This window comes from Exiguobacterium sp. K1 (genome assembly GCF_033721435.1).
GTDB classification, from domain to species: Bacteria; Bacillota; Bacilli; order Exiguobacteriales; family Exiguobacteriaceae; genus Exiguobacterium_A; species Exiguobacterium_A artemiae.
Genome location: NZ_JAOTIT010000002.1, coordinates 402,781 through 419,814 on the forward strand (window position 1 = coordinate 402,781; position 17,034 = coordinate 419,814).

The window sequence follows — 17,034 nt, forward strand, 5'->3', positions numbered from 1 at the left end:
GGAGATGCCTTCATGCGGCAAGCAGCCATTCAAAATAACTTCGACTGGTGTCGTCTGATTTGCGAGCTGAACGGATGTACCGTCACGGAAACAGAGGATCACTGGAAAGCGACCGGCGACGTCCCGCCGCTCTATCCGGAAATGATGGTCCGGGCGCATCAACAGCAACTCGATCTGACCGGTGTCAACAGTATCAAGGATTGCACCGCCAGCTATGATTTTTCACTTGCCGGTCTGACACACCTGTTCACGGCGGAATGGATTGTCCGTCCGCCGATTCTCGACCGGCGTGCGCTCCCGCCAGACTGGACTGTCGTGACGACTTCCGAGGAAGCAGCACGTTTCTTCGCCTTCATCGAGACGCACGACTTGCCGGATACGTTGTTCGAACGAACCGATGTCCGGCTGTTCTTTTCGGATGCGCAGCAGACCGGATTTATCGCCTATTCCAACGGTCAAACGACCGGACTGTCGCATTTGACGTCCGATTATCTCGATGAACGACTCTGGGATGATATCATCCGGCTCAGTTCGGCTCACTTCCCGGGACAGCCTCTCGTCGGCTATGAGTATGGCGATCAATTGATCACGGCACTTGAAGCCGGCTTCGATGATATTGGACCACTTGCCGTCTGGATCCGCTGAACCGAGAACTTCTTTTCTAAATGAAAGTCAAAAAAAGTATCGTTTTACCGGATATCGACAGATTCGGCAGAACGATACTTTTTTGTGTTACATCAAACGGCTGATGAAGGCCGTCGCAATCCCGAAATAGACGAGCAGCGACAGGATATCGTTCAGCGTCGTGATGAGCGGGCCGGATGCGATGGCCGGGTCGATATTCAGACGGTGCAGGATCAATGGAATAATCGTTCCGGCTAATGTTCCAAAAATCAATGTAATGATCAGTGAACTGCCGACGACGAGACCAAGAATCGGATCCCCCTGCCAGACGTAGGCGATGATGGCAATCAAAATCCCACACGTCACACCAATGATCAGACCGACCCGTAATTCCCGAATGATCAGCCGCGTGACGACCCGTTTGTCGACTTCACGCGTAATCAGACCACGGACTACGACAGCCAGCGACTGCGTTCCGGTATTTCCCGTCATTCCGGCAATCATCGGCATGAAAAATGCCAACGCGACCACTTTGGATAACGTTTCTTCAAACTGACTGATAATCGATCCGGACACGAGTCCGATAAATAATAACAAAATTAACCACGGCAGACGCCGGGTTGCGGCCACCCACGGTTTCGTATCAAAATCAATCGATTTCCCGGACGCCGATAACTTTTCGATGTCTTCATTTGCTTCTTCCCGTAAGACGTCAAGGGCATCATCGACCGTAATCAATCCGACGAGGACATCCCCTTCGACGACCGGTAACGAGACCAGATCGTAGCGTTCAAACATCTTCGCGACGTCTTCCTGATCGGTCTCGGACGAGACGCTGATGACTTTCCGGTCCATGACGTCCGCAATCCGTTCGTCGTTACTTGCGAGGATTAAATCACGGTAGGAAATGACACCTACGAGCTGACTCAGTTGATTGACGACATAAACGTAATTGATCGTCTCCGAGTATTCGATGTAATCGCGCATCTTTTCAATCGTTTCGCCAACCGTCGACTCATCCGTCACCCAAATGAACCGGTTCGTCATCAGGCGTCCTGCCGTCTCGGCCGGATACGTCAATAAGTTGCGGACGACAAGTGCCTCATCCGGACGCATGCCGGATAATAAACGATCGACTTCATCGTCCGGCAGTTCTTCCAGGATGTCTGCCACATCATCATTTTCCATTAAATCCATGACGTGTCCCGCGTGATCGACATCTAAACGCCGTATGACCTCAAGCTGCTCATCGATCTCCAGTTCCTCAATGACGTCGGCCAACCGTTCATGATCTAGGTAACGGAGGAGCCGTTCCTGTTCCGTTTTTCCGAGTTCACCATACCAGTTCGCTAAGTCGTATGGATAGACTTCTTCGATTACCTGCTGTGCTTCTTCCCGTCGTTCTTTCACCAATGCTTCCAGTAACAGCAACTTCCACTGCTGTTCCTCCGGCTGACTCATCCTCTCACCCCCACTTTTTCTCCTCTCCCATCTTAGCACGATGCTTTCAAAAAGAGCGATTGATGAAAGCAGTTGACATTTCTTTCGTCGCACCTTAAAATTTGCCTTAAGGAAACATTATTAGTCTAAAGAATAATAACTGACAATAAACAAACTCTTTTTTTACACTTTTTGTTGCTCTAAGGAAACATTCATTACCTAATCAAAGTTCATGAACCGGAAAGGAGTTTTTTTATGCTACATGCAGTAGAAGTCGACCAATTATCCGTCTCCTATTTCGAGACGACTGCACTTGAACGTCTGTCCGTCCGCTTGACATCCGGTCAACTCATTGGAATCATCGGTCCGAATGGTGCCGGCAAATCGACTTTCATCAAAGCTATCATGGGATTGATTCCGGCAGAAGCGACTTCAATCCGTCTGCTTGGTCAATCCGCGAAACAGGCGCGGACACAGGTTGCTTACGTTCCCCAACGCAGTGCGATTGACTGGGATTTTCCGATTCGGGTCATCAATGCTGTCCTGATCGGCTGTTATCCGCAGCTCGGTTTGTTCAAGCGTCCGAAGAAACACCACCGGATGCGGGCGCGCGCCTGTCTCGACCGGGTCGGAATGCTTGATTACGCCGACCGTCAAATCGGTGAACTGTCCGGCGGTCAACAACAACGTGTCTTTTTGGCTCGCGCCTTAGCGCAGGAAGCCGACCTGTTATTACTCGACGAACCGTTTGTCGGGGTGGATGCCGGCAGTGAAGGAGTCATCATCGATTTATTGCGAGTGTTGCGCGATGAAGGCAAGACGATCCTCGTCGTCCACCACGATTTAAGTAAAGCAGCCGACTATTTCGACACGTTGCTGCTTCTCAATCGACGGATCATTTCGGTCGGTCCGCCACAAGACGTCCTGCATGCTGATCTCATCGAAGCAGCTTACGGCAATCCGCTTGCCTTCCTGCAGAAAGTGGAGGTTTCGTCATGACGATCATCGATTTCATCCACGCCCTGACTGAATACGATTTTCTCCAGAAAGCCCTCGTGACATCCGTCATGGTCGGCATCATCTGCGGGGTCATCGGTTGTTTCATCATTTTACGCGGGATGTCGCTGATGGGTGACGCCATCTCCCATGCAGTCCTGCCCGGTGTCGCCATCTCGTATCTGCTCGGAATCAATTTCTTCATCGGTGCTGTCGCGACCGGTCTGTTGACAGCGCTTGGCATCGGCTTTGTCAGTCAAAACAGCCGGATTAAAAATGATACGGCGATTGGCATTTTATTTACGTCAGCCTTCGCACTCGGTATCATCCTGATTTCTTTTTTACGCAGCAGCAGTGATCTCTATCATATCCTGTTCGGAAACGTCCTCGCCGTCCGTCCGAGCGATATGTGGATGACGCTTGCCATCGGTCTGCTTGTGCTCACTGCAATTTTCCTATTCTACAAAGAACTGCTCGTGACGTCATTTGATCCGACGATGGCTGCTGCTTACGGTCTGTCGACACGATTGATCCATTACCTGCTGATGACGATGCTGACCCTCGTCACGGTCGCATCTCTCCAGACAGTCGGTATCATTCTCGTCGTCGCCATGCTGATTACTCCGGCTGCAACCGCCTACCTGTTGACGAACCGGTTGTCACGGATGATTTTCCTGTCTGCCGGTCTCGGAACGATTTCTTCCGTCATCGGTTTATACTTCAGCTTTACCTATAATCTTTCATCCGGCGCCTCGATCGTCCTGGTCGCGACCGCTTTGTTTGCGCTGGTGTTCATTTTCTCACCGCGCCACGGATTACTGCGAAAATGGAAATCTGCCAAAAAGGAGCTGACGACATGATGTTCAAACGATTAATCCCTTTAACCGGTCTCGCTGTTTTACTGACCGGCTGTGCTCCCGATTCTGCCGACGACGGAAAACTGCAAGTCGTTACGACCTATTCGATTTTAGAAGATATGACCCGTGTCGTCGGCGGTGAACATGTCGACGTCCACAGCATGGTCAAGGTCGGCAAAAATCCGCACGAATACGATCCGTTGCCGACCGATGTCCGGAAGATGGCGGACGCTGATGTCGTCTTTTACAACGGTCTGAATCTTGAAGCCGGCGGTTCCTGGTTTAATAAACTCCGCTCCAGTACAAATAAGGACGGCAAGGATGCTCCGGTCTACGCCTTAAGTAAAGGCGTCGAACCAAAGTATTTGACGGCCGCCGGAAAAGAACAGGAAACTGACCCTCATGCCTGGCTTGACCTCAGCAACGGTATTCAATACGTTGAAAACGTCAAAGCTGGATTAATTAAAGAAGATCCGGCAAATAAAGCCGATTATGAGAAAAATGCTTCGGCTTATATCAAAGAATTGAAGACGCTCGACACAAAAGCGAAGAAACGGTTTGCTGCGATTCCGGACGCCAAGCGCCATCTGCTCACAAGTGAAGGCGCCTTTAAATACTTTAGCGACGCCTACGACTTTAAAGCCGACTACATTTGGGAAATTAATTCCGATAATCAAGGGACGCCCGATCAAGTCCGGCGGATCGTTGATTTGATCAAGCAACGGGACATTCCGGTGCTGTTCGTCGAAACGAGTGTCGACCGGCGCAGTATGGAGACCGTCTCCCGCGAAACCGGTGTTCCGATCGGTGGAACCCTCTACACCGATTCTCTCGGCGCAAAAGGAAAAGACGGTTCAACGTACTTGACGATGATGGAAGCGAACTTTGATACGATCGAACAACAATTAACGCGATAAGAACTGTCATCGAATCGCCATCCCTGTCTTTCCCTTCGTGGATTCTTCCACCGTATACTAAGGAAAGAATCAATGAGTGATGGAGGAATGAAGATGCCTAAAAAACCCGGATGGATGATCATGACACTGTCGGCGACGCTTGCCCTCGGTGCCTGCGGACAGACGGAACAAAAGACCGACTCGCATGCTAATCATGAGGCCCATGAGACGCACACAAGTGCCGATCAGTTGGAACAGACGACGTCGCCAGGCGTTGCACCGGCGTTCCTAAAAGAAACGGATTCTTCGATTCAAACGATTTACCTGTCTGTCGCCAAACATCAGGACCTTTTGGAAAAGATGCCGTGTTATTGCGGATGCGGGGAATCCGCCGGACACACGAGTAACTATGATTGCTTCATTGCCGATCAAACAGCAGACGGAAAAACGACTTGGACGACACACGGGATTACGTGCGGAACGTGTCTTGATATCGCCGCCCAATCAATCGTCGCTTTCCAACAAGGTACGCCGGTCAAAAAAATCCGCTCTGACATTGATGCGGCCTATGCGAAGACGGGTGCCAAACCGACTCCGACTCCGGCCCTCTAAATCAAACATCGGCTGACTCAGTAATCAGTCTCCAAAGATAATGGGAACAGCGTACAATTCTACCACCCTTCTTCCGAAAAAAAAGAATCACTCGCTTCACGCGCCTCCTACAAGAAAGGGCGTGAAAAAACGAGTGATTCTTTTTTGCGTCATCCTCTTTTGAAAAGGAAAACTTACCGTCGCCGGCGAGCCGTCGCATGGAGAACAAAGGGTTTGCCGGACAGCAATTCCTCCAGCTGATAATACGTATGTGCCCGAAGCGGCTGACTCGTACGCGGAAGATGACGTAATTCATAAGCGACTTCCAGCAGATAAAACTTGTATGTCTCGGCTTCTGCAAATCCGAAACTGTTTTGCCGCGCTTCGATATAGCCAAGCAAACGCTGTTGTTGTTCAAGCGACAGACGTTGCACTTGCGGAGCAATCGATTCGCCCGGCTGGAGAATCAGTTCCCGTTCCGTCCGGTACAGACGGTTCATGACTCCACGTTCCCGCCGAAGCGCAATCAGCTTTGCCGGTTGATACGAGCGCGGGTACGGATGGGCATGGACTAAATACTGTTCAATGATCGATTGTGTCGGGGCAGCCGGAAAAGAAATGACATCATGCATACAGTTCGACTCCTTTAATGAGATCTACCGTATATATTTTACTACAAATTTCCAATTCAATAGACGGACCTCACAGGAAGGAAACCGGTTTTCTAATTTCAGACGGGTTTCGTTTCGCCCGACGCGTGGAAAAGTTCCAAAGATACTTACTCCCGAAAGGATGATTTGCCATGCCACAGATGAAAGCCATTGGATTCCACAAACACTTACCGATTACGGAAGCCGACAGTCTGATTGATCTTGAACTGGAACGTCCCGTCGCACTAGGACATGATCTATTAGTTGAAATTAAAGCGGTTTCCGTTAATCCGGTCGATACGAAAGTCCGGGCTAAGGGCGCGGATGAAACAGAACCGAAAGTCATCGGTTACGATGCCGCCGGGATTGTCGTCGAAGTCGGGGATCACGCGTCCCTCTTCTCCGTCGGGGATGAAGTTTACTACGCCGGTGCCATCAACCGCCCCGGTTCCAACAGTGCCTTCCAACTCGTCGATGAACGGATTGTTGCAAAAAAACCGGAACGTTTGACGTTCAGTGAATCAGCGGCGCTTCCCTTGACTGCCTTGACGGCATACGAAGCGATGACGGACCGCCTGCAATTGACGTTCGATGCCAAATCAAATCTCGAGAAAACGATTTTGATCATCGGTGCAGCCGGCGGAGTCGGATCCATCGCGACGCAACTGGCGAACCATGCCGGTCTGACCGTCATCGGAACGGCTTCCCGTCCGGAAACGATTGACTGGGCAAAAGCACACGGGGCGCATCATACGATCAATCACCACAATGATTTCCGTGAACAACTGGAGCAACTCGGTTATTCGTACGTCGACTACATTTTTTGTCTGAACGCGACCGACCAGCATTTCGATGCAATGGTCGACGTCATCGCTCCGCAAGGGAAAATCTGCAGCATCGTCGAGACGGACCAAGCCCTCAATCTCAGCGCGTTGCAACAAAAGAGTGCCACATTCGCTTGGGAATTCATGTTTACCCGCTCCCTGTTCCAGACACCGGACATGATCCGGCAACATGAAATTCTGACGCAAGTCGCGACCTGGATCGATGAGGAAACGCTTGAGACGACGGTCACTCAAACGCTGATCGGTCTGAACGCAGAGAATTTAAAAGAAGCCCATCGTCTCGTCGAAAGTGGCAAAACAATCGGTAAAATCGTTGTCGAACAGCATTGATTCAACTAACAGGAAGTTCGTCTCTTTTTGAGAAGAACGTCCTGTTTTTCGATTATCTGTTTTTTTGACGTCTCATCGAAAAGGCGATGGCGGCAAACAAGGACAGGAGTCCTCCCGCCCAGCCGATAATCGGGGCATAGGCAAATGTATCACGCAGTAACATCCCTCCGATAATGAGGACGGCAGCATCCGCCGCAAACAACACCGCTAAAAATCGATAGTTCATCTTCTTCTCCTCCTTTTGTTTGAAAATACCATTCCTTCTTACTTCTTACCCAACCTGCAGTTTTTCTGGTATGAATTTCTTGTATTTAAGATAATTTTCTAATAAGACTATTTTTCTGAGTCTAAAAAATGTACGATTACGGTAAGAAATAGGTATAGTAGTTACATCTATTTCTTCACAAGGAAAGCTGACGTAAAGGGGCATCCATAATTATATGAAAAAATGGTTCAATCAAAAAATCAGCCGGCAAATCATGTCTGCTTTTTACCTTATCCTGATCACGTTATCAGTGTCTTCGATTGCCGCTTACTTTTATACGAATCATCAGGTGATGAGCGCCAAGACAAGTCTCGATGCGATCAGTGAACGGCAGGAACGGGCGACGTCCTTATGGGACGATTGGCAATCCTTACAATATGAAATGCGCGGATATATCGTCTTCGGTGATGACGCCGTTCTTGAAACCATTAATGAAAAAAAATCATCTCTTGAACAGCAAACCGAATGGTTCGAGAAAAACGGAAAATATAAAGCCGATCAGATTTATGCGTCGGATGTCCGCTCCCTCTATACGTCTTACACGACATTCGTCATGCCGAGCCTCATTAAATACGTCAAAGCCAAACAGGACGGCACTGTCGATGAAACGTTTTTACAGATGCAGAGTTTAAAATCGATGATGCCGCAGATCAAGCGGGATCCGAACCGGAAATTCAAGATGAATGCATCGAACAGTGAAACGATGCGCAAAAGTGTCAATACGATGGAAAGTGTCTTCACCAGTTACCGGACGAGTCTGCAGGCGAAGGAAGAAATGGCGAAAGAGAAACTGATCAAACAAACGAAATACGCAGAATGGATCTGGCTCATCAATCTGTTGGTCCTGTTCCTCGTCATCCTGTTGATCATTCGACCGTTCATCGCACGGACGACACGTCAAATTCAACTCCTCAGCAAAGAAAGTAAATTGCTTGCGCAAGGACAACATACCGCGACGTTGATTCCAATGAATCGGACCGATGAAATCGGTGAGCTCAGTAAATCGTTCCATCAAATGGCGACGGCCCTGACTGACAATAAACACCGATTGATGTCGTCGAATGATAATTTGGAACAGGCCTTGCGGCTCACTTTACGGAACGAAGCCCACTTGAAAATCCGGAATCAGCTGACGGAAACGCTTGCTTCCCGTGACACGGTAACCGCTTATCCGGCGGTCATCGAAAAGATGGTCGAGATTACCGATTCAACGAACGGTTCCTTGATCTTCAAGGAAGGCACGACCGTGACGAATATCATTTCCTACGGTCTGACGGAACAGGAACAGGATGATCTGATCGCCACCATCGAATCTGTTATCCGCAGAGCACGGAAGGATAAAGTCCCGCACATCGCTCAGTTTGCCCAACGCGCGATTGCCGTCACACCGGTTCTTGATGCCAGCACTGATGAGATTATTGCTTACATCTATCTGATGCGTCTCCACCATCCGTTTGATCCGCAGGAACAAGAAGAGCTTGCTGCCTTTGCACGTCAACTCGCCTTGTCGTTACTCCGGATGCGGACGTTTGATGAGATTGGACGGGAACGCGAAAAAACGGCACGTCTGTTGAATTCAATCCGTGAATCGATTGTCTACATTGAACCGGAAGGACCGATTCAATTGATCAACCGTCCGTTACTTGATTTGTTCGACCATCCGTCAGCAACGGATTCGAAAGCCGAGTGGCTGATCGAAATCAACGATTCCATTACTCACTTAAAATATCAGGTCGATCAACTGCAGGAGTTCGAACTGTATTTACGTCAAATATTCGTCGAACATAAAACCGGCGAAGGCATCACTTTCTCGATTAATCAGGAAAAACGTTTTATCAAAACGTATTCGGAAGAAATTCACTACGGCGGAAAATTCCGCGGGATTTTGCTTGTCCTGCGTGACGTAACCAATGAAGTCGAAATCGACCGGATCAAAAACGAACTTGTCTCGACGATTTCACATGAATTACGGACTCCGTTGTCTTCCATCTACGGCTTTACGGAACTGATGATTCAACGGGACTTGCCGCCACACCGTCAAAAGAAATATCTGGCCGCCGTCCATTCGGAAACCGAACGGCTGTCGCTGTTAATCAACGACTTCCTCGATCTTCAACGGATGGAAGCAAATCGACAGGAGTATACGTTCGAGCCGTTTGATTTACTGGCGATGATGAAGGACTTAAAGCAGTTGCACAGTCTGTCCTCTTCGTCGCATGACATCCGGATCTTCTCCGAGGAAAAGGTCCAAATCGTTAACGGGGACTCGAAAAAAATCCGTCAACTGTTCGGAAACTTGGTCAACAATGCCATCAAGTATTCGCCGGACGGGGGGCCGATTGAAATCCGCATAACCGAACACAATAACCGTGTCACGGTCGCCTTGACCGATTACGGCATCGGAATTCCGTCATCAGCGATGAGTGAACTGTTCCAGAAATTCTATCGTGTCGACAATTCCGATACCCGTCAAATCGGCGGAACCGGACTCGGATTATCAATTTGCCGCGAAATCGCCCGTGCCCACGACGGGGAGATTCATGTCGAATCAATCGAAGGACAAGGTTCGACGTTTACGGTCGACTTACCGCTCAATCCGACTCCACCGTTATAACAACAAACCGCACCAATTCCTTTTCGGAATGGTGCGGTTTTTGCTTATCCTTTAATCCGGCTTGCGATGTCGACGGTCCGTTTCGCCTGATGACGAACGGCCGGTTCGACCGACTCAACCATGTTTCCGTCCTGATCAACAGTGACGGTTGTGCCGTACGGGTTTCCGCCTGCTGCGAACAGGACAGGATCCGAATAGCCCGGAGCTGCGACGATCGCACCCCAGTGGAACATCGATGTATAGACGGCAAGGACGGTTGCTTCCTGTCCGCCGTGCGGATTTTGTGCCGACGACATGGCACTGACGACTTTATTGACAAGTTTCCCCTGTCCCCAAAGACCGCCTGTCGTATCGAGGAACTGTTGGAATTGTCCCGGGACGTGTCCGTAACGGGTAGGAACACTGAAGATGATCGCGTCCGCCCAGTCGAGCAGATCCGGTGTCGCTTCCTCGACGTCGCGTGTCACATCGGTATGTTTTTGCCAGAGTGGATTCGAGGCAATCGCTTCTGCCGGTGCCGTCTCCTTGATTTTCGCAAGACGCACTTCAGCGCCGGCCGCTTCCCCTGCTTCTTTCGCCCACGTGGCGAGTTGATGATTGGTTCCGGTCGAACTGTAATAGATGACAGCCAGTTTCACATTAGACATGACTTCGCTCCTTTTTTCGAAAACAGTGACGGACGATGGATGTACATGTCGTCTTTTCCCGTTTTTTGGATAAAGTAACGCTTTTTATCTTGAATTCAAGAAAAAATTATACCTCTTGCGTAACTAACCATTTGAACCAGCGACCGTGTCCGTCCGTCTCGGCAATCGTCTGCTCGGTCAACACACCGTCGATGTAGGCATCGAGATGCAAATACCGGTCCTGGACGTTGTTATACACATGGTAAAGATTCCGTGTCCGGCCGATTTCCCCGACGACGTGCAACAGTTCTTTTTTGACCGCAAGCGGCATCTGATTCGCGACATGCGTATGAAAGATACAGAGAATGCTGTCGTCCGGTGTTTCGGCTGCATAGTGCGGCAACAGGCGGACTCCGTCCCCTTCGACCAGCTTCAACGGTAATTCTTCAACATAACCGGCTGCCGCCTCGAACATCGCGAGCCGCTCCCGGTGTTCCGTCCAGATCAATGCTTTCAGCCACAACTGTTCGTCTGCATCGTTTAAGTCGACGATGTTCAGATCAAGTCCCGTCCGCATCGTAACCGGTGGCGGTGTCTGCGGGATGACCGGTGTGTCGTTCCCCTCGATGACCGATGTCAGCTGAAGACGTGATGCCGAATTTCCGACCGTCTCCCCGTTCTCGTATTCATAACCGTATTGATCAAACAGCAGTTGCAATCCGGCACTCGTCCCGATTTCAAGCAACGCAAGCGGTTGCTGTGTCTGCTCATGAATCTGGCTGAAGACCGGATACAGATAGGTGCAACGCCGGACTTCATTCGTTTGGACGAGACGTTGCGCAAGGAGCGGAATCAACTCGGCTTCATATGTCGTACAAAATGACTTAAAATAGGCAAACGCATCATGAAACGGCTTCGGCTGTTTCGACACGCTCGGATAATAAGCGGCAAGCGGATGATCGATGCCTTTGAGCAACAGGTAATGGACGGCTCCAAACAGGAGGTTCGGCACCGGCTGACCGTCACGGGCATGCCGGCATAGATCGAGGATTCCCGGATCCTTGGCAATTTCGAGTGATAGGTATTCGTATAACGGACTTGAATCGCGGCACTCCCGCTCGGCAAAGGTCCGAAAGCGTTCGGCGAGTTCTGTTTCTGTCATTGATGATTCCCCCTTTTACGTTCCCTGTTATATTCCCTAAATTATTCCAAGAACCTGTTTTCGCCATCAAAAAACTCTTCCGCCTGAACCAGGGGGAAGAGTTTGATTGATGATTAATCCGATTGTTTTTTCTCCAGGATATCCGTTACGACTTCATTCAGTTTCTGTTTGAAGACCGGTCCGAAGCTTTCCGCATAGGAATTCGTCATATGGCTGATATCACGGTAGATGACGACGTTCCCGATCACGGGACGGAATTCGCCGTCGACACGGAAGTAATCCGTCAAGTCGAGTTTATAGAGCGACTTGTTCGTTTGTTCGAAGTTTTTCCAGTACGCTTCATCGCGTTGGTTGACTTCAGCGTTCATTTTTTTCGTTGTTTCTTTAATGCTCGACGTCTCAAGCGACTCAAGGATATTGAAGCTGTAACGCGGGTTGTCCCGGAGTGCCAGACCGTCGATGCCGTACTCGTCTTTGACATACTGCATCTGATCGACCATCTGCTGGTGAATCTTATCTTTCGTCGAATTCGCCGCTGTGACGTGCGAGATGATCAAATCGACATCGGCATCCTTCAAATACTTCAGCACATTTTGATTCCAGATGCCTTTTAGAGTGTCATCCTCGTAACCGGTTGAGAAACGCGTTCCGGAGCGGGTGATGTTCAAGATGCGGTACTTTTCACCTTTTGCCGCTTCTTGAATCGCTCCGAACCATTGCTCCGAGTGCGAGCTTCCGACCAGGGCAATCGTCGCGGCATAATCTTTTGTCTCACCGTATTCACCGACTTTGATGTCACTTTTACTCAGTACCTGATTGGTGCCGTCCGTGTGAACAAGCGGCAAGTCGTCAAAGACGTTCGCATAGGACGGGAACGGATCGTGCTCCGGCGTCTTCTCCGGATTTTTGACGGCCATTGCTCCCGGATAATCGCTTGCGCTGACACCGTTCTTTAATTCCTGTTCTTCAAAATACTTCAGTCCGAAGAGTGAGCCGATCAACAGAACATTGATGCTGATCATGATACCAAGCTTTTTGAAAGCCGAACGGTCGACTTTTGCACTGCGGATCGGTTTCTCGATGAATTCCGTCATCAGATACGATAAGAGAATCGACGACAGGATGATCAGTGTTCCTGTCAACATTCCCGGTGTCTGCTGGACATTATAACGATAGAACTCAAGCAGGACCCAGTGCCAGAGATAAATTCCGAAAGCAATTCCTCCGAGTTTGACCATCGGCTTCGATCCGAGGAAACGTTTGATGCCGAACGTCGTGTCGCGTGTCCCGGACAGGACGATGAACAGTGCACACGTCATCGGCCAAAGGGCGATGTAGCCCGGGAACATCTGTGAGACGTTAAAGAGAATTCCGGTCAGGACCAGACCAATCAGTCCGAGCCAGCCCATCAACGTCGCCATCCATTTCGGAATGTGGATCGAGGACAGGTTGATGCAGAGCAGACTGCCTAAGGCAAACTCCCAGACACGCGTCATCGTGATGAAATACGCCCACGGCTGATTGACTTCGGTTAAATAGATCGAATAGCTTAACGACGCGACGAACAGCACGCCTAAAATCGTGTTAATCATCGGTTTTGCATTTTGAATCGTGTACTTCTTGACCATCCATAAGATGAATGAGAACAGAACGAACCAGATCATATAGAACTGCCCTTGAATCGACAGTGCCCAGAAGTGTTCGACCGGTGATTTCATCTGGCTCGCATCGAGATAATCCGTACTCGAGATGGCAAGCTGCCAGTTTTGGTAGAAGAACATCGAGGCGACGACTTCACGGACCGTCTTCTCTAAAATCGATTGCGGCAGTAAAAACGAGCTGAGGATCAGGACGACGGCCAAAATGAACAGGACCGACGGCAACAGCCGTTTAATGAGTTTTGTGACGTAAGGCAGGAAACGAAATTCACCCGTCCGGTTGATTGTCGAGATAATCGACGTCGTAATCAGAAAGCCGGAGATGACGAAGAAAACATCCACCCCACCCGAGACACGGTTGAACCAGATATGATAGACCGCGACGAGCAAGGCGGCGACAACGCGCAACCCCTCGATTTCAGGGCGGAACTGACTTTTGGTGTTAATGAGTTTTTGAGGCTGCATTTCCTGGTAATTCGGTTGATTCATTTTGTATTAGCTCCTATACTTTTTTCTTATGCCGAAAAAATTGAATTGAAATTTTTTCCTTCATCGTTAGACACGCACCAATTCATCCTAAAGTAAAATACTCATAAAATCCACAACATTTAGAAATTAACTTTTACAATGTATTCGTTTTTCCCCATAACGAATACGACTTCTCCAGCGTGGAAGAGTCGTATTCGAATTTCCCTTTAATCTTCGTTTGCTCAGCATTGATTTTCTCGTCATAGCCGACTCAAACGTTCGTTCTCCTCCGGTTAAGGGTATAGATTATCTCACGACTACGACGAACGTTAGGAGCAAATGATGATTGGACTCGGCTATGCTTTTTACTTATTATTAGGCACGTTAAAATTCGTGCTGTTTAGCTTTTATACCAACACTGCTTTCCCGGTTGATCTCTTTTTCATGAATCTCGGCGGTATGTTGCTGTTATCAAGTTGGACTTTATTGATTGAATGGAAAAAACGCCGCTGGATTTGGCTTGGTCTATTGCTTGCCCACAGCCTGTTGCTGATTTCCGACATGTGGTATTACCGTTATTTTAATGATTTCCTGTCCGTCTCCTTGATGTCACAGATGATGCAGATGGGTGATGTCAGCAGCGGATTTGCCGCTTTGATCCTGCCGAAGGACTTTTTACTGTTTGCGGACAGCCTGATTTTCCTCGGATTTTTATTCTTTATGCGACAGCGGACGTTTTCTGTCGCGAAAAAAACACGTCGCAAGACAGCCGGACTGACTTTTCTCACCGGTGCCGTTTTGTTTGCCGTTCCTCTCTCGTACAGCATTGTCAAAGAAGACCAGCATCTCAGCCGGTCCGTGTCCGATATGCGTGACTATTATCAGCTCGGATTTTGGGGTTACCACGGATTCGATCTGGTGCAAGGCATCCAAAGTGCTCTTGGTTCAACAGACGGTTTGACGAAAGCAGAACAACAACAAGTCGATAAAAATACGATTTCCGGTACGAGTGGTGCTGCGAAGAAACCGAACATCATTTTGGTGCAGCTCGAATCATTCCAGGCTTCTGTCATCGATCAACAGATCAACGGTCAGACCTTAACACCGAACTTAAACAACTTGAAAAAAGAATCGCTGTATTTCCTGTCGTTTTATCACCAGACACACGAAGGGCGGACTTCGGACGCCGAATTTATTACGAACACGTCGCTTTATCCGTTAAAATCCGGTTCCGTCTACACCCGGTTCCCGGACAACGAGTTTGAGGCGCTGCCGGATCTGTTGCGTACGAACGGGTATGACACGGCCGCGATGCACGCCTATGAAAAAGGTTTTTGGAACCGTGATCAAGTCTATCAAAATATCGGCTTTAAACATTTTTTCAGCCAGGACGATTATCCGAAACAAAAGAAAATCGGGATGGCGCTGAACGATAAACAATTTTTTGAGAAATCGATTGAACACATGGAAACGTTAAAGGAACCGTATTTCTCATTCCTCGTCGCTTTGACGAGTCATACGCCATATGAAATTCCGAAGGACGAACAGCAACTGGATTTGTCGAGTTACGAGGATCCGATGCTGAAACGGTATTATCAAACGATCCGTTATGTCGACGGGGCCGTCGGACAGATGGTCAAGGAATTGAAGAAAAAAGATATGTGGGACGACACACTCGTCATCTTTTACGGCGATCATGACAGCGGTCTGACGAACGAGGACGGGGAGATGCAACAAAAAGCGCAAATCGACAACGCCGTCGATGCTTTTGAACTCGACCGCCGCGTACCGCTGTTCATCAAGAAACCGAATCAGGACACGGGTGAAACCATCCGGGAAAACGGCGGGCAAATCGATATCGCTCCGACAATCATCGATTTACTCAATCTGGACGCCCCCTATATGACAGGACACTCTTTGCTTGATGACGAACCGAATCTGACGGCGTTCCGCGACGGTTCATTCCGTTATAAAGGGTATTATTACGAAGCGAAGCTGACCGGGAAAGCGGGCAACGGCACGTGTTATGACGTCTCGACAAAAGAAGCGGTCGCGCGCGACATGTGCCGACCGCAGACGAAACAGGTCCGAAACGATTTGCGTCTATCAGACGCGATCATTGAAAAGAACGGGTTGGAATGATTTTCCCCCATGACAAAAGAAGGCGCGGATTTCGCATCCGACGCCTGCTTTTTGTTGTACAAATCAGGTTTTTGCCCCGTCCTGCATCTTACGGATGATCCGGGTAATCTGTTTGCGCGGCAGAAAACGCGGAAAAAACGAAAAGATCCGGTTTTGTGTGCCGGGGATGATCAGCGTCTCCCCCTTTAGAAATCCGCGGTAGCCGATGTCGGCGACTTCGCCTGCCTCCATCACTTTCCCTTGCAGCATGTTTGATTTCTCCATGCTGGCCCGGTCAGCGAATCCGGTTGCCGTCAGTCCCGGACAAAGCGCCGTTACCGTTACGTTTGTCCCGCTGACTTCATTTTCAAGTGCTTCCGTGAATGACAGGACGTATGCTTTCGTCGCATGATAGACCGACATCAACGGTCCCGGGAAAAAGCCGACCATCGAGGAGACATTCATGACGCCCCCCTGATTCCGCTGTATCATGCCCGGTAAAAACAATTTTGTCATGATCGTTAACGCTTTGATGTTGACGTCAATCATGTTCGTCTCCTGTTCGAGATCCGTTTCGACAAACGGTCCAAACAGACCAAATCCGGCGTTGTTGATCAAGTAATCAACCTGAATCTTTTTCTGCCGCAGCTCGTTAAAAATTTCCTGCGGTACACCGGGTGCCGCGATATCCTTCGCGATGACCGTGACGCCGACACCGTATGTCATTTGGTAATGTGTCGCGAATTCTAAAATCTTCGCTTCACTCCGGGCGACGAGCACCATCTCATAGCCGTCCCGGGCAAACCGGTCGGCCAGTTCCTTGCCAATACCGCCGGAGACACCTGTGATTAAAACGGTTTTTTGCATGGGACTCCCTCCTCTTCTTTCTCA

15 protein-coding genes are annotated in these 17,034 nt (G+C 49.4%); 8 read left to right on the forward strand and 7 right to left on the reverse strand.

The window, feature by feature from the left end; all coding sequences use genetic code 11:
- The first annotated feature begins 12 nt into the window (after positions 1-12).
- Positions 13-645: a hypothetical protein gene (locus N7U64_RS07310; RefSeq protein ID WP_012371610.1), complete on the forward strand. Its 633-nt coding sequence runs from the start codon at positions 13-15 to the stop codon at positions 643-645.
- Positions 646-732: 87 nt separating this feature from the next.
- Here the strand turns inward: N7U64_RS07310 and mgtE are convergent, their stop codons facing one another.
- Positions 733-2,085, reverse strand: a complete 1,353-nt coding sequence (gene mgtE / locus N7U64_RS07315; protein ID WP_012371611.1) for a magnesium transporter — start codon at positions 2,083-2,085, stop codon at positions 733-735.
- 234 nt (positions 2,086-2,319) lie between these two features.
- On the opposite strand from mgtE, the gene N7U64_RS07320 reads away from it, so the two are divergent.
- The 4 genes from N7U64_RS07320 to N7U64_RS07335 all read left to right on the forward strand — a co-directional run bounded on the left by N7U64_RS07320 (position 2,320) and on the right by N7U64_RS07335 (position 5,425).
- Positions 2,320-3,063 (forward strand): metal ABC transporter ATP-binding protein, encoded by a 744-nt coding sequence (locus N7U64_RS07320; RefSeq protein WP_318929085.1) that lies wholly within the window; start codon positions 2,320-2,322, stop codon positions 3,061-3,063.
- Positions 3,060-3,920: an iron chelate uptake ABC transporter family permease subunit gene (locus N7U64_RS07325; protein WP_413230425.1), complete on the forward strand. Its 861-nt coding sequence runs from the start codon at positions 3,060-3,062 to the stop codon at positions 3,918-3,920. Before N7U64_RS07320 ends, N7U64_RS07325 begins: the two co-directional genes overlap by 4 nt.
- Positions 3,917-4,834 (forward strand): metal ABC transporter substrate-binding protein, encoded by a 918-nt coding sequence (locus tag N7U64_RS07330; protein ID WP_318929087.1) that lies wholly within the window; start codon positions 3,917-3,919, stop codon positions 4,832-4,834. The genes N7U64_RS07325 and N7U64_RS07330 overlap by 4 nt, the downstream gene beginning before the upstream one ends.
- Before the next feature lie 93 nt (positions 4,835-4,927).
- A complete protein-coding gene (locus N7U64_RS07335) occupies positions 4,928-5,425 on the forward strand; it encodes a PCYCGC motif-containing (lipo)protein (protein WP_318929088.1) in 498 nt (165 codons plus the stop codon).
- Positions 5,426-5,598: 173 nt separating this feature from the next.
- Here the strand turns inward: N7U64_RS07335 and N7U64_RS07340 are convergent, their stop codons facing one another.
- Positions 5,599-6,036, reverse strand: coding sequence for a hypothetical protein (locus N7U64_RS07340; RefSeq protein WP_318929090.1), 438 nt, complete (start codon positions 6,034-6,036; stop codon positions 5,599-5,601).
- 179 nt (positions 6,037-6,215) lie between these two features.
- Here N7U64_RS07340 and N7U64_RS07345 point away from each other — a divergent pair, with 179 nt between their 5' ends.
- On the forward strand, positions 6,216-7,229 hold the full coding sequence (locus N7U64_RS07345; RefSeq protein ID WP_290828575.1) for a zinc-binding alcohol dehydrogenase family protein: 1,014 nt from the start codon (positions 6,216-6,218) through the stop codon (positions 7,227-7,229).
- A gap of 52 nt (positions 7,230-7,281) precedes the next feature.
- Here N7U64_RS07345 and N7U64_RS07350 read toward each other — a convergent pair whose 3' ends face one another.
- Positions 7,282-7,455 carry a hypothetical protein gene (locus tag N7U64_RS07350; protein ID WP_290828498.1) on the reverse strand — a complete coding sequence of 58 codons (174 nt, stop codon included), beginning with the start codon at positions 7,453-7,455 and terminating at the stop codon, positions 7,282-7,284.
- A gap of 214 nt (positions 7,456-7,669) precedes the next feature.
- On the opposite strand from N7U64_RS07350, the gene N7U64_RS07355 reads away from it, so the two are divergent.
- The gene (locus N7U64_RS07355; protein ID WP_318929091.1) at positions 7,670-10,108 is read left to right on the forward strand and encodes an ATP-binding protein; all 2,439 of its coding nucleotides are present in this window, start codon (positions 7,670-7,672) and stop codon (positions 10,106-10,108) included.
- 44 nt (positions 10,109-10,152) lie between these two features.
- On the opposite strand, the gene wrbA is transcribed toward N7U64_RS07355, so the two are convergent.
- The 3 genes from wrbA to N7U64_RS07370 form a co-directional block, all read right to left on the reverse strand.
- Complete coding sequence (wrbA, locus tag N7U64_RS07360) at positions 10,153-10,755, reverse strand: NAD(P)H:quinone oxidoreductase (protein ID WP_318929092.1); 603 nt, start codon at positions 10,753-10,755, stop codon at positions 10,153-10,155.
- Between the two features lie 106 nt (positions 10,756-10,861).
- On the reverse strand, positions 10,862-11,896 hold the full coding sequence (locus N7U64_RS07365) for a DUF2332 domain-containing protein (protein WP_318929093.1): 1,035 nt from the start codon (positions 11,894-11,896) through the stop codon (positions 10,862-10,864).
- A 113-nt stretch (positions 11,897-12,009) separates the two neighbouring features.
- Positions 12,010-14,043: an acyltransferase family protein gene (locus N7U64_RS07370; RefSeq protein ID WP_318929094.1), complete on the reverse strand. Its 2,034-nt coding sequence runs from the start codon at positions 14,041-14,043 to the stop codon at positions 12,010-12,012.
- Between the two features lie 321 nt (positions 14,044-14,364).
- On the opposite strand from N7U64_RS07370, the gene N7U64_RS07375 reads away from it, so the two are divergent.
- Positions 14,365-16,164 (forward strand): LTA synthase family protein, encoded by a 1,800-nt coding sequence (locus N7U64_RS07375; RefSeq protein WP_318929096.1) that lies wholly within the window; start codon positions 14,365-14,367, stop codon positions 16,162-16,164.
- Positions 16,165-16,227: 63 nt separating this feature from the next.
- Here N7U64_RS07375 and N7U64_RS07380 read toward each other — a convergent pair whose 3' ends face one another.
- A complete protein-coding gene (locus N7U64_RS07380) occupies positions 16,228-17,010 on the reverse strand; it encodes an SDR family oxidoreductase (RefSeq protein ID WP_318929098.1) in 783 nt (260 codons plus the stop codon).
- Positions 17,011-17,034: the final 24 nt, after the last annotated feature.

Excerpts from the sequence above, each read along its gene's own strand:
- N7U64_RS07310 (WP_012371610.1), top strand. The coding sequence starts at position 13 with ATGCGGCAAGCAGCCATTCAAAATAACTTCGACTGGTGTCGTCTGATT.
- mgtE (WP_012371611.1), bottom strand. The coding sequence starts at position 2,085 with ATGAGTCAGCCGGAGGAACAGCAGTGGAAGTTGCTGTTACTGGAAGCA.
- N7U64_RS07320 (WP_318929085.1), top strand. The coding sequence starts at position 2,320 with ATGCTACATGCAGTAGAAGTCGACCAATTATCCGTCTCCTATTTCGAG.
- N7U64_RS07325 (WP_413230425.1), top strand. The coding sequence starts at position 3,060 with ATGACGATCATCGATTTCATCCACGCCCTGACTGAATACGATTTTCTC.
- N7U64_RS07330 (WP_318929087.1), top strand. The coding sequence starts at position 3,917 with ATGATGTTCAAACGATTAATCCCTTTAACCGGTCTCGCTGTTTTACTG.
- N7U64_RS07335 (WP_318929088.1), top strand. The coding sequence starts at position 4,928 with ATGCCTAAAAAACCCGGATGGATGATCATGACACTGTCGGCGACGCTT.
- N7U64_RS07340 (WP_318929090.1), bottom strand. The coding sequence starts at position 6,036 with ATGCATGATGTCATTTCTTTTCCGGCTGCCCCGACACAATCGATCATT.
- N7U64_RS07345 (WP_290828575.1), top strand. The coding sequence starts at position 6,216 with ATGAAAGCCATTGGATTCCACAAACACTTACCGATTACGGAAGCCGAC.
- N7U64_RS07350 (WP_290828498.1), bottom strand. The coding sequence starts at position 7,455 with ATGAACTATCGATTTTTAGCGGTGTTGTTTGCGGCGGATGCTGCCGTC.
- N7U64_RS07355 (WP_318929091.1), top strand. The coding sequence starts at position 7,670 with ATGAAAAAATGGTTCAATCAAAAAATCAGCCGGCAAATCATGTCTGCT.
- wrbA (WP_318929092.1), bottom strand. The coding sequence starts at position 10,755 with ATGTCTAATGTGAAACTGGCTGTCATCTATTACAGTTCGACCGGAACC.
- N7U64_RS07365 (WP_318929093.1), bottom strand. The coding sequence starts at position 11,896 with ATGACAGAAACAGAACTCGCCGAACGCTTTCGGACCTTTGCCGAGCGG.
- N7U64_RS07370 (WP_318929094.1), bottom strand. The coding sequence starts at position 14,043 with ATGAATCAACCGAATTACCAGGAAATGCAGCCTCAAAAACTCATTAAC.
- N7U64_RS07375 (WP_318929096.1), top strand. The coding sequence starts at position 14,365 with ATGATTGGACTCGGCTATGCTTTTTACTTATTATTAGGCACGTTAAAA.
- N7U64_RS07380 (WP_318929098.1), bottom strand. The coding sequence starts at position 17,010 with ATGCAAAAAACCGTTTTAATCACAGGTGTCTCCGGCGGTATTGGCAAG.